The following is a 12535-nucleotide window of genomic DNA, read 5'->3' as shown; positions in this document are numbered from 1 at the left end:
TTGAGGAAGCAAAATCCTCATATACTATGATTTTATGACTTTTCGCATCAGGTATCCCAGAAGTCCTAACAAAACGATTCCGGCGCCAAAGATCAGCACGAATGGAAGCGGGGATAGCGGATCCTCTTTCGCTTTGGAGGCTTGGGTATCGGCGCTGGGACCAGGGGAGTCTTCCTCCTCGTCCACGACGGCAGTTCCCACAGGAGTTCCATGGTAGGTGAACTGCTGGCTGATGCCATCGTCGGTAGTGCCCGTATTCTCCACAGTCACATCGTCAGCGGAGGCGGTGGACGGTATCACGGCAGTTCCACCGGAAATCGTGTTCAGCTCGTCCGTTACGGAGATTGTCTGGAAGTTAGAAAAACCGTAGTCCAGCAAGGTGATGGCTTCCGGCGGCACCTGCTGTTCGGTACCGGAGAGTACGACGCAAATCAAGGTGGTGCCATTTCTGGAAGCTCCAGCGGCCAGTGTACTGCCGGAGGCCTCTGTATAGCCGGATTTTCCGCCAAGAGTTCCCTCATAGTAAGAGGCGCTGGTGGCTGTACTCAGAGGAAAGTTATTGGTCAGGTTCCGCTCAGCCGAGGTGAGGTTGGTAGCCGGTATGGTGTAGGTCATCGCTGAGGCGATCGTCTGAAAACTTTCGTTTTTCAGAGCGGCTTGCATAATCAGGGCCAGATCATAGGCAGTGGAAGTCTGTTTTTCATCAGGAAGACCGGTGGGATTCGTAAAATTGGTGTTGGTACATCCTAAATCTTTGGCCTTCTGGTTCATCATCGTGACAAAATTTTCCACCGAGCCGCCTACCTGCTCTGCTATTTGAGTGCTGATGTCGTTGGCGGACCCTAGCATGATGGCGTACAGACACTGTTCCATGGTGAAGGTCTCTCCCACCTGGGCATTTAGGCTGACACTGCCGTTGCCGGAAGCAGCCGTGCCAGTCTGTGTCATAGTGACGGTATCCGCCAGGCTGCTGTTTTCCAGCGCGATTAAGGTAGTCATAATCTTGGTGATGCTGGAAGGATAAAGAGCCGCGTCTTTATTTTTTGCATAGAGAATTGTGTTTGTGGAATCTTCCATAATGACTGCCGCGTTGGAAGTGATGTCAGGTCCCTGTGGCCAGCCCTCGATGCTGTTAGTGGCAATCCCGGTGTCCGCTGCAGCGCCTTCGGCAGTGGCCAGGACAGAAAATGGATTCAGCAAGGCAGCGGTGAGTCCGAGAGACAGCAGACCTGTCAACAGTTTTGATCTTTTCATAGTTGACCTCCGATATTATCGTATTACTATAGAAAGTATTGTAATTATTCAGCCATATGCCTGAATAGTTACAAAATGCTTCGTTTTATTGTATCATATTATGATGCCAGGGGCAAAAGATATTTTGAGTAACTATTCAGCCATGCACCTGATAAGGTCAAAAATGAAGAGCAGGCTCATTTGAGAGGAAGTTTGGGTTTATCAGACATATGGCGCTTAGTCATAAGCGAAGATTCCAACGCGTATGCGGTGAAAAGCAACGGCAGGTGCGAATCTGAGCTTGCTGGCTGAATAGGTATTACTGTTCACTCACTTGTATGCCGTAAGCAGTAACGCGCTTCACGATGCACACAGACTGCTGGAAACGACAGTTTGGCGCGAGTATATCTCGAGATTTTTGTACAAAATGTGCAAAAACACCTCGCGGAATATTGAAGATCTGAACGGTAACGAATAGTTACTATTTTGGCGCTGTACTAGTATTCCCTTTCTTGCAAAAACTAATAGGGAATGGTATTATGAAAAACGAGAGTGCCGGCGGCGGATGTTATACAAACAGCAATGTATGATATAGCCGCCCGGCGATTACAATAAAAAGAAAACAAGGAGTAGACATGGGAATAGATAAGAAAGCGGGCGGAAAGATTCAGTGGGGCCGAATGCTTGGAAAACTCTCTCCGTATACCGTTCAAAAAGGTCTTCGCTATCTGAAGCACTATGGGCCGAAAGAATTTTGGGTGAGACTGCATGAACGTTTTGAGCCGGAAGAGATTCCATATGGCCCCTGGTATGAGGCGTATGTTCCCACGCAGGAGAACCTGAGAAAGCAGAGAAAGAGACGGTTTTCCTATGCACCGCTGATCAGTATCGTGGTGCCGGCTTACCGGACACCTGAGAAGTTTCTGTGCCAGATGATACATTCTGTGCAGGAGCAGACCTATGAAAACTGGGAGCTGTGCATTGCCAACGGAAGTCCTCAGGATGAAGCAATGAGCAGAGTACTGAACCGTTTTGCCCAGGAGGACCCAAGAATCCGGTTCGAAAATTTGAAGGAGAACCTGGGGATTGCAGAGAACACCAACCGGGCTTTTGCCATGGTGAAAGGAGAGTTTTTAGGACTTTTGGACCACGATGACTTGCTGGCGCCTAATGCGCTCTACGAGGTGGTTCAGGCTTTGCAGGAGAAGGACACGGATGTGGTCTATACGGATGAGGATAAGGTGACGATGGACCTGGGTGAGCATTTTCAGCCTCACTTGAAGCCGGATTTTAATCTGGATTTGCTCAGATCGAATAACTATATCTGTCATTTTTTTGTGGTGCGTAAAAGTCTGGTGGAACAGGTGGGAGGCTTTCGCAGAGAGTTTGACGGCGCACAGGACTATGATTTCATTTTCCGATGTGTGGAGGTTGCCAAAAAAGTGGCCCATGTGCCGGAGATCCTCTATCACTGGCGGACTCACAGGGCATCCACGGCGGACAATCCGGCCAGCAAGATGTACGCTTTTGAGGCAGGGAAGAGGGCGATTGAGGCGCATTTGAAGCGTATGCAGGTGAGCGGAACTGTGAGCCACACGAAAGACTATGGATTTTACCGGGTGAAATATCCATTGAAAAAGGAGGAAAAGATCTCAATTCTTATTCCCAATAAGGATGAAAAGCAATCTCTTCAGGAGTGTCTAGAGTCCATCTGGGAGAAATCTACCTATTCGAATTACGAGATTATTATCATTGAGAATAACAGCACATCCAGTGAGATTTTTGACTATTACAAGGTATTGGAACAAGAACATGAGAATTTAAAGGTAGTCCATTGGGATCGGGAGTTTAACTATTCAGCCATCAACAACTATGGGGCTAGGTATGCTGCTGGGGAGTATTTGCTGTTTCTGAACAACGACGTCACTGTCATCACTCCGGACTGGATGGAAGAGATGCTTGGAGTGTGTCAGAGAGCGGAGGTAGGAGCGGTAGGTGTGAAGCTCTATTACCCGGACGATACCATTCAGCACGCGGGCTGTGTGGTGGGACTTGGAGGTGTGGCGGGTCATCTGTTTACCGATATGCCTAGGAGTCGGACGGGTTATCTGCACAAGGCTTCTCTGTTGCAGGATATGTCAGCGGTGACAGCGGCCTGCATGATGATAAAACGCAGTGTTTTTCAGGAAGTCGGAGGGTTTACGCAGGAGCTGTCCGTAGCGTTTAACGATGTGGATTTGTGCCTGAAGGTTCGGGAACATGGTTGGTTGGTGGTCTATGACCCCTATGCGGAGTTGTATCATATGGAGTCTAAGACCAGGGGTGCTGAGGACGACAAAAAAAAGGTACGTCGCTTTCAAACAGAAATCGAATATATGCGCAGCCACTGGTTAAAAATTCTAAAACAGGGAGACCCCTATTACAATAAGAATCTGTCCCTGACGAAGTGGAACTATTCTTTGAGACCGCTGGAGGCAGACAAACAGACGAGGAAACAGTATGAAAAAAGTGACGGTGATTATACCAAATTATAACGGGAAAGGGTACCTGGGAGAATGCCTGGGCAGCTTAGAGCGGCAAAAGGGGATAGAATTTGACATAATACTCGTGGATAACGGTTCTGAGGATGGAAGTTCTGAGTGGGTGCGAGAACACTTTCCACAGGTTCAGATTGTTCAGTTGGAGGAGAATTTCGGCTTCTGCGGCGCGGTGAACAGAGGAATTTGCCAGGCTAATTCACCTTATGTGCTGTTGTTGAATAACGACACCCAGTCGGACGAGAATTTTGTCAGAGAGATGGTTGCCGCGATGGAGCGCCATCCCAGGGCTTTCTCCTGCGGGGCAAAGCTTCTGCAGTATCGGAACCGGAATCTGGTGGACGATGCAGGCAACTATTACAATGCTCTAGGCTGGGCTTTCGCTCGAGGAAAGGACCGAGAATCTCAGGAGTATGAGGAGGAGGAGAAAATTTTTGCGGCCTGTGCGGGGGCAGCTATCTACAGAAAAAAAATCTTTCAGAAGATAGGAATGTTTGACGAGGAACATTTTGCTTATCTGGAAGATACTGATATTGGGTATCGGGCCAGATTATACGGATATGAAAACTGGTTCGCGCCGAAGGCAGTCGTCTATCACGTGGGAAGCGGCACTACCGGTTCCCGTTACAACGAGTTTAAAATCCGTTATTCTTCCCGCAACAACATCTATATGCTCTATAAAAATATGCCTGCGCCTCAGATTATTTTGAATTTCCCATTGCTGGCAGCCGGCTTCGGGGCAAAGCTTCTGTTTTTTACCCTGAAAGGTTATGGCAGGGAGTATGCGGCTGGCATCAAAAATGGTTTTCAGCTGTGCAAGAAAGAAAAAAAAGTTCCATTTACTTTGAAAAAAATCCGAAGATGCGGAAGAATCCAAATGGAATTGTGGAAAAACATCCCCCGCGGTTTTTATCGAAGATAATGGGACTATATGACTGAATAGTTACTAATTTTATCGGGAAAAGGTGAATATTTTGTTGCCTTTTGGGGGCAACTAGTATATAGTAGAAATGTTAAAAAGAAGTAATAGGGGTGATAAACATTGATTAAAGACAATCAAAAGCACTTCAATCGTATGCATGTGGTGATTGATGCTTTTGTTATCGCGGCTTCCTATTTGCTTGCATGGTTGATTCGTTTTTACGATCAGCTGACGGGGCCGTCGTTAATCGGGATTCTACCCTTCGAACGTTATATGTTCGCGCTGGTGTTTATTGTTCCTGGATTTTTGATTTTATATCAGGCATTTAATCTGTATTCTCCAAAGAGGGTGCAGGGAAGGCGTCTGGAGCTGGCTAACATTGTAAAGGCCAACGCCCTTGGCGTTCTTCTGATAATGTTTGCCTTGTATATGCTAAAAGAAAATGATTTCTCCCGTCTGATGATTTACATTTTTGTGTGTATCAATGTGGCGGCCGAGGCGGCTGCCCGTATGGCGATTCGGTACATCTTACGGGATATCCGCAAACGGGGACTGAACCAGAAACATATGATTCTGGTGGGGTACAGCCGCGCGGCGGAGGAGTATATAGATCGTGTCATAGCGAATCCTCAGTGGGGCTATATTATCCGTGGTATCTTAGATGACAGTGTGCCGGCAGGCACAACCTACAAAGGAGTCAAAGTCCTTGGACGGATTGCGAATCTGATGGTGATTCTTCCCAACAGCTCTCTGGATGAGATTGCAATCACTTTGGGATTGAACGAATATTACCGTCTGGAAGAAATCGTTGCTCTGTGTGAAAAATCCGGTGTGCATACCAAGTTTATTCCTGATTATAATAACATTATACCGACAAAGCCGTATACCGAAGACATTCTAGGGCTTCCGGTGATCAATATCCGATATGTGCCTCTGACCAATACGTTCAATGCGATGGTCAAACGGCTGATGGATATTGCAGGTTCGATTTTTGGGATTATCGTTGCATCACCGGTTATGCTTTTGGCCTGTGTGGCGATAAAATTGAGTTCACCGGGACCTCTGATCTATAAGCAGGAACGAGTAGGTCTGCACAACAAGAATTTTTGGATGTATAAATTCCGCTCCATGGAGGTTCAGCCGGAACAGGAGGAGAAGAAGGCTTGGACTGTGAAAAATGACCCACGGGTCACCGGGGTGGGAAAGTTTATGCGGCGTACCAGTATAGATGAGCTTCCGCAGTTGTTTAATATTCTCAAGGGCGATATGAGTCTGGTGGGACCGCGCCCAGAACGGCCGTTCTTCGTGGAGAAGTTTAGAGAAGAGATTCCGCGTTATATGGTGAAGCATCAGGTTCGGCCGGGCCTGACAGGATGGGCTCAGGTGAATGGCTATCGGGGAGATACATCCATACGAAAGAGAATAGATTACGATTTGTATTACATTGAGAATTGGACCATTGGATTTGATATCAAAATCATGTTTTTGACGATATTCAAAGGTTTTGTAAACAAAAACGCGTATTAAAAAACTAAGGGGAAAGATCATGGCGAAAGCGAGAAAGAGACGAAGCAAAGCAGGTAAGATCATTTTTGTGATTGAGATTGTAGTTTTAGTACTTTTGATTGGTGCGCTGGCTGCATACAGCTTTGTAAATTCCAAACTGAATAAAATCGAGAACGATACCTTAGACATGAACAAAGTTCAGATCAACAATGCAGTGGAAAGCAATACGACGCTGACCGGATACACAAATCTAGCACTGTTTGGCCTAGACAGCAGGCCGGAGGGGTCACAGTTCGCAGACAATCAAAACAGTGATACAATTATGATAGCTAGCATCAATAATGACACCAAAGAGGTGAAATTGGTGTCTCTATATCGAGATACCTTGCTGGATATCGGCGATGACACCTATCAGAAGTGTAACGCAGCCTATGCCACAGGAGGCCCTGAGGCGGCGATTTCCATGCTAAACACAAACCTGGACTTGAACATTACGGACTATGCGACGGTGGATTTCAGTGCTTTGGTTACAGTGATTGATGAGCTTGGAGGGCTGGATATTCCTTTGAGCTATAATGAGATCGAGCATATGAACAATTACTGTGTGGAGACCTCTGAGGCCACTGGAAAATCCTACACACCGATTGAGAAACCGGAGGTGAAGCCGGAGGGAACCAAGGCGGACACAGAAATTGTAGGTACGTATCACCTAAACGGTGTACAGGCAACTTCCTACTGCCGTATCCGCTATACAGCAGGGCTTGACTTTAAGAGAACGGAACGTCAAAGGTTAGTGTTGCAGATGATCGCCGATAAGGCGAAGAAATCCAGTCTGACTACCCTTTCTTCTATTATGGATAAGGTATTTCCAATGGTTCAGACTTCTTTGACTCAACAGGAGATCTTTAATATGGGAGCAGGAATGCTGTCGTATAAGTTTGATGATACTTCAGGTTTTCCATTCGAGCATACGGAGATGAACCATACTTCCAAGGGAGATATCGTAGTACCGAATACTCTGGAGAAGAATGTTACGAAACTGCATGAATTTTTGTTTGGAGAGAAGAACTATCAGGTATCCGAAGATGTGAAGAAGCGCAGTGAAACAATCAGTGGAATTGCGGGCGGCACAGTTACTGAGACATCTGATTCGGTGACAGCGACGTCGGAAGATAGCTATTCGTCCGAGCCTGTTACGGATTATACCTCTGATTATTCTACGGATTATTCTGGCTATGACAGCAGTTATGACAGTGGCTACTCTGATTATGACGGGGAAGATTACGACAGCGGTTATTCGGATTATGACAGTGGGGATACCAATTATGACAGCGGCTACACAGACAATGGAGGCGGAGATACTGGAGACTATGAAGGCAGCGGGGATACCGGAGGCATTGAGGAGTCATCCAGTGAAGAGATGGAATAGACGGAGAAAATAGTTGATTGCGGAAAGCTGGTTCAGACAGGGTCTTGGGGGCGAGAGTCTCAAAGCCTGCTGTAACTGGCTTTTTCCCTATATCGAAAGCACTGAGAAGATAGCTATGAGAGAGTCAGGAGAAGATGATGGAGAAACCTACAGTAGATATTATCATTCCCACCTACAAACCAGGAAAAGTATTTGAAGAGCTTTTAAACCGATTGGAGAGACAGACATATCCGATCTCCGGGATTTTGGTAATGAACACCCAGGAGGAATTTTGGAATAAGGACTGGGAGAAGAGATACCCGAAGCTTCGAGTGCACCATATTGAGAAGAAGGAGTTTGATCATGGAGGGACGAGAGCACGGGCTGCCGAGGATTGCAAAAGCGACTATATGATTTATATGACTCAGGATGCTATGCCGGCAGATTCTAAGCTGGTGGAGGAGATTTTGCGGCCATTGATTGAGGAGAAGGCCCAAGTGTCCTATGCCAGGCAGCTTCCGGCAAAGAATTGCCATCTGATAGAGCGTTTTACGAGACAGTTCAATTATCCTGAACAGCCCCTGACGAAGGGGATAGAAGATCTGCCCCGGCTGGGCATTAAGACTTATTTCTGTTCTAATGTGTGCGCAGCCTATGACCGGAGGATTTATGAGAAGATGGGCGGTTTTGAGAAATCGGCGATTTTCAATGAAGATATGTACTATGCGGCAGCACTGGTGAAGAAGGGATATCGGATTGCTTACTGCGCAGACGCGAGAGTGATACACTCCCATAACTACAGCTGTGGGCAGCAGTTTCACAGGAATTTTGATATGGGGGTGTCTCAGGCATGCAGACCGGATATTTTTCAGGGAGTATCTTCTGAGGGAGAGGGGATTGCTCTGGTGAAGAAGACCGCGAAGTTTTTGATAAAGGAGAGAAAGCCGTGGCTTCTCGCGGAGCTGTTTTTTCAGAGTGCATTTAAATATGCTGGATATTTTTTGGGAAAACGCTATCGCTGTTTTCCTATGTGGTTCATAAAATTTTGCACTATGAACAGATCTTACTGGGAGCAAAAAGAAGAGAACTGAAATTATCCTAAAATGGTCACATATTCTACACAATTAATTGTTATACTTACGTTATCGCAGTGTGCGGCAATGGAGAAGATTTCATGATGGAGGGAAGAGCCATGAGTGATGAATATCGCTGGAATGGAGAGAAAGACGAGAAAATTGAGAAAAATGACGGAAGTCAAGATCACGAAGGTCAAAGCAGTGAACATTATCAGGTGAATCAGGAGAACAGAACGGAATCTAAAAAACCTGATGCAGCACAGGAAAGCAAGAATGTTACCTATCATTACAGTTATAGAAAAGGGGAAAACTCAAATCGGGAGTCTTATGGGAAGACTGGATATAGAGGTGCTTCCTCGGCTGGGCAGGATCGATATGGAACGTATCAGGAATATCCCAGATATACAGGCAGAATGAGTGTGCCAAAGCCTCCGGCGCCGCCAGAAAACAGAAAAAAAGGAAATGGGAAGAAATTTGGAATGACGATCACACTAGCCGTCATTTTTGGATTGATCGCCGGCGGGGTATTTCAGGGAGTCAACAGGCTGACAGATCATTTCTTTCCGCAGAATAATTCCTCAGAGTTGTCTCATACAGAGACTGTGGATAGTGGGAGTGACGACAGCAGCTCTGCCTCAGAACTTTCTGCCGGTTCGGCTTATACAGTGGCAGATGTGGCAAAGAGTGCGATGCCTTCCGTAGTTGCGATTACCGCAGTGAGCGTGCAGGAACTGCCGAACTTTTTTGGATTTGGAAGTCAGGAATATGACTCTGTCAGCAGCGGCTCTGGGATTATTGTGGGAGAGAACGATACGGAGCTTTTAATTGCCACGAATAACCATGTCGTGGAGGGAGCGAACAATTTAAGCGTCTGCTTCATAGGAGATGAGGTCATGAACCCGGATGAGACACAGCAGCAAATGTCTAACGAAGGGCTGGACACAGAAAACGCGGTCGCAGCGAAGACGAAAGGAATGGATGCTGCCAATGATCTCGCCGTGATCGCAGTGAAAAAAAGCGACATTCCGGCAAAGACCATGAGTGAAATCAAAATCGCACAGCAAGGAGACGCGGAAAACCTGGTGGTCGGTGAGCAAGTGGTGGCTATCGGAAATGCCATGGGTTATGGCCAGTCTGTGACGAGTGGCTATGTCAGTGCTTTGGACCGCACGATTGACCAGAGTGGTTCTTCACTGATACAGACAGACGCGGCAATCAATCCTGGAAACAGCGGCGGTGCGCTTCTGAATATGAAAGGAGAATTGATCGGAATTAATTCGGCGAAATTTGTGGACAGCACGGTGGAAGGGATGGGCTTTGCCATACCAATCACCACGGCGGCCCCCATTCTGGATAAACTCATGGCCCAAGAGACTAGGGACGTGGTGGATGCCGATGAGATGGGATATATGGGGATACAGCCTTTGGATATTTCTAGCGAGATGATTCAGATGTACGATATGCCTCAGGGTGTCTTCGTCTCAGCGGTGATTGAGGACACGGCTGCGGAGAAAGCTGGAATGAAAAAGGGGGACATCATCACAGAGATCGAGGGACAGACCATGACCACTAGAGCAGAGCTTATGGATAAGCTTCAGTACTACAAGGCTGGAGAGACCATAGAAGTAATTGTGCAGAGAAGTGATAGTGGGGAGTACAAAGAGATGACCTTAAAAGTGACTCTAGAAGAAAAACCGAAAGAGTGATAAAGCTGATGGGAAGAATTTCTTTCCCAAAGAGACGAATAGGAATTTGAGTTTAGGCTTTCTTTTCATTGTGGTGGGAAGAGAGCCTTTGCTTTTAGGGGGTTCATAAAAAGTTTATTGGTAGTCTATACTATAGTATGTTATAATGAGTAAATAATATTTACAAAGAGTTGGCGGTCTGCGAAGAAGTAAGACGGCATCTGAAAGAGAGGAAGAAATATGTCAGACGATTTTGATAAAAAAGATAAGACGGCGGAGGGGCTTGTGAAGAGCGAGGCAGAGGCTTCATCGGGCTCTGACGATGAGTACGAGAAAATATGCTTTCTCTGTAGAAGACCAGAGAGCGTGGCCGGGCAGATGATTGATTTGCCCAATCATATACATATTTGTACAGAGTGTATGCAGAAAAGCTTCGACACGATGAATCAGGGAAATCTGAACTATCAGGATTTGATGAATCATATGCCGAATATCAGTATGATCGATTTGAACAGTCTTCAAAATCAGATTCCAAACAGTCAGAAAATCAAAAAGCGCTCGAAAAAAAAGGAACCCAAGAAAGTTCTGGATATCCGCAGCATACCGGCCCCGCACAAGATCAAGGCGACTCTGGACGACTATGTCATAGGACAGGAGCACGCTAAGAAGGTTATTTCAGTGGCGGTTTACAATCATTATAAAAGGGTGGCGACAGACACCATGGACGAGATTGAGATTGAAAAGTCGAATATGCTGATGATCGGTCCGACAGGCTGCGGAAAAACTTACCTGGTCAAGACCTTGGCAAAACTACTGGATGTCCCGCTGGCCATTGCGGATGCCACTTCTCTGACAGAGGCGGGCTATATCGGCGACGATATCGAAAGTGTTGTTTCTAAGCTTTTAGCTGCGGCAGACAACGATGTGGAGAAAGCAGAACAGGGAATTATTTTTATCGATGAGATTGATAAGCTGGCAAAGAAGAAAAACACGAACCAAAGGGATGTCAGTGGCGAGTCTGTTCAGCAGGGATTGTTAAAATTGTTGGAGGGAAGTGAAGTAGAGGTACCGGTAGGGGCGAACAGCAAAAATGCTATGGTGCCTTTGACCACAGTCAACACCAGGAATATTCTATTCATCTGCGGAGGGGCTTTTCCAGAGCTGGAGAATGTCATCAAAGAAAGGTTGAACAAACAGGCTTCCATGGGATTTGGGGCCGATTTGAAGGATAAATACGACAGGGACAATAAGATTTTGGAGAAGGTGACAGTGGAGGATCTGAGAAGTTTTGGGATGATTCCAGAGTTTATTGGCCGCCTTCCGATTATTTTTACTCTGAGCGGACTGACGCAGGAGATGATGGTGAAGATTCTTAAAGAACCTAAAAACGCTATTTTGAAGCAGTATCAGAAGCTTTTGGCTTTAGATGAGGTCAGGTTGGAATTTGATGACGGAGCGCTGGAAGCGATTGCAAAAAAAGCGCTGGAGAAGCACACTGGTGCTAGGGCGCTTCGAGCAATTCTTGAAGAATATATGCTGGATATCATGTATGAGATTCCAAAGGATGACAGTATTGGTCAGGTAATTATTACTCGAGAGTATATTGAGGGAAATGGAGGACCAAGAATTCTTCTGAGAGGTCAAGAGATACCGCAACTGGAGGCACATTCTTAGAAAAACGGAGGTTTTTTATGGGAAAAGATCGTATTTTTGAAGAATTGGGGGAGACCCTTGGACGTACGGCGAAGATGATAGGAGAAAAGGCCGATGATCTTGTGGAGCTTCAAAAATTTTATAGCAGGTCAGCGGGAGAGAAACGTCAGATCAAAAAGAGTCTGGAAGACTTAGGAGATCTGATTTATCATCGCCATGTGAAAGGTGAGACAATGGATTTAGAGGTCGAGGAGCTCTGTGATAAGATCACAGGTCATAAAGTAATGCTGGCCAGGTATGAGGAAGAAATTGCGCGGCGGAAAGGCTGCAAAATCTGTCCTGCCTGCGGACGTTCTATAGATAGAGCTGCCAGCTATTGCAGTTACTGTGGGGCGCACTGTGAGGAGGATTCTGACTGCTCAGAGGCGGAAGATGAGTTTACGGACGAGACAGATAAGACGGGCGAGGAGACACAGGAGAAGGCTGATGAGACAAAAGAGTCGGAGCAGGAGTAG

At 46.4% G+C, this 12535-nt stretch carries 9 protein-coding genes; 8 read left to right on the top strand and 1 reads right to left on the bottom strand.

What is annotated here, in order from left to right:
* Positions 1 to 24 precede the first annotated feature (24 nt).
* On the bottom strand, positions 25 to 1254 hold the full coding sequence (locus tag BLHYD_RS13985; RefSeq protein WP_005950013.1) for a D-alanyl-D-alanine carboxypeptidase family protein: 1230 nt from the start codon (positions 1252 to 1254) through the stop codon (positions 25 to 27).
* A 614-nt stretch (positions 1255 to 1868) separates the two neighbouring features.
* Here BLHYD_RS13985 and BLHYD_RS13980 point away from each other — a divergent pair.
* The 8 genes from BLHYD_RS13980 (at position 1869) to BLHYD_RS13945 (ending at position 12535) form a co-directional block, all read left to right on the top strand.
* The gene (locus tag BLHYD_RS13980; protein WP_005950015.1) at positions 1869 to 3767 is read left to right on the top strand and encodes a glycosyltransferase family 2 protein; all 1899 of its coding nucleotides are present in this window, start codon (positions 1869 to 1871) and stop codon (positions 3765 to 3767) included.
* Positions 3733 to 4692, top strand: coding sequence for a glycosyltransferase family 2 protein (locus BLHYD_RS13975; RefSeq protein WP_005950017.1), 960 nt, complete (start codon positions 3733 to 3735; stop codon positions 4690 to 4692). Before BLHYD_RS13980 ends, BLHYD_RS13975 begins: the two co-directional genes overlap by 35 nt.
* A gap of 120 nt (positions 4693 to 4812) precedes the next feature.
* On the top strand, positions 4813 to 6219 hold the full coding sequence (locus BLHYD_RS13970) for an undecaprenyl-phosphate glucose phosphotransferase (protein WP_021845031.1): 1407 nt from the start codon (positions 4813 to 4815) through the stop codon (positions 6217 to 6219).
* Positions 6220 to 6238: 19 nt separating this feature from the next.
* Entirely contained in the window at positions 6239 to 7627 is a 1389-nt protein-coding gene (locus tag BLHYD_RS13965; protein WP_005950021.1) for an LCP family protein, read from the top strand.
* 137 nt (positions 7628 to 7764) lie between these two features.
* Positions 7765 to 8697: a glycosyltransferase family 2 protein gene (locus tag BLHYD_RS13960; RefSeq protein ID WP_040350730.1), complete on the top strand. Its 933-nt coding sequence runs from the start codon at positions 7765 to 7767 to the stop codon at positions 8695 to 8697.
* A gap of 83 nt (positions 8698 to 8780) precedes the next feature.
* The gene (locus tag BLHYD_RS13955; RefSeq protein ID WP_005950025.1) at positions 8781 to 10388 is read left to right on the top strand and encodes a S1C family serine protease; all 1608 of its coding nucleotides are present in this window, start codon (positions 8781 to 8783) and stop codon (positions 10386 to 10388) included.
* Between the two features lie 219 nt (positions 10389 to 10607).
* Complete coding sequence (clpX, locus tag BLHYD_RS13950; RefSeq protein ID WP_005950026.1) at positions 10608 to 12041, top strand: ATP-dependent Clp protease ATP-binding subunit ClpX; 1434 nt, start codon at positions 10608 to 10610, stop codon at positions 12039 to 12041.
* A 17-nt stretch (positions 12042 to 12058) separates the two neighbouring features.
* Entirely contained in the window at positions 12059 to 12535 is a 477-nt protein-coding gene (locus BLHYD_RS13945; RefSeq protein WP_005950028.1) for a hypothetical protein, read from the top strand.

It is taken from the genome of Blautia hydrogenotrophica DSM 10507, from assembly GCF_034356035.1.
Lineage (GTDB): Bacteria > Bacillota > Clostridia > Lachnospirales > Lachnospiraceae > Blautia_A > Blautia_A hydrogenotrophica.
Note: the sequence above shows the minus strand (reverse complement) of the source record. Positions and strands in the feature narration are given on the sequence as shown.

Bases quoted from the DNA above. Each gene is read 5' to 3' on its own strand.
- BLHYD_RS13960 (WP_040350730.1), top strand. From the start codon at position 7,765: ATGGAGAAACCTACAGTAGATATTATCATTCCCACCTACAAACCAGGA.
- BLHYD_RS13980 (WP_005950015.1), top strand. From the start codon at position 1,869: ATGGGAATAGATAAGAAAGCGGGCGGAAAGATTCAGTGGGGCCGAATG.
- BLHYD_RS13985 (WP_005950013.1), bottom strand. From the start codon at position 1,254: ATGAAAAGATCAAAACTGTTGACAGGTCTGCTGTCTCTCGGACTCACC.
- BLHYD_RS13975 (WP_005950017.1), top strand. From the start codon at position 3,733: ATGAAAAAAGTGACGGTGATTATACCAAATTATAACGGGAAAGGGTAC.
- BLHYD_RS13955 (WP_005950025.1), top strand. From the start codon at position 8,781: ATGATGGAGGGAAGAGCCATGAGTGATGAATATCGCTGGAATGGAGAG.
- BLHYD_RS13965 (WP_005950021.1), top strand. From the start codon at position 6,239: ATGGCGAAAGCGAGAAAGAGACGAAGCAAAGCAGGTAAGATCATTTTT.
- clpX (WP_005950026.1), top strand. From the start codon at position 10,608: ATGTCAGACGATTTTGATAAAAAAGATAAGACGGCGGAGGGGCTTGTG.
- BLHYD_RS13945 (WP_005950028.1), top strand. From the start codon at position 12,059: ATGGGAAAAGATCGTATTTTTGAAGAATTGGGGGAGACCCTTGGACGT.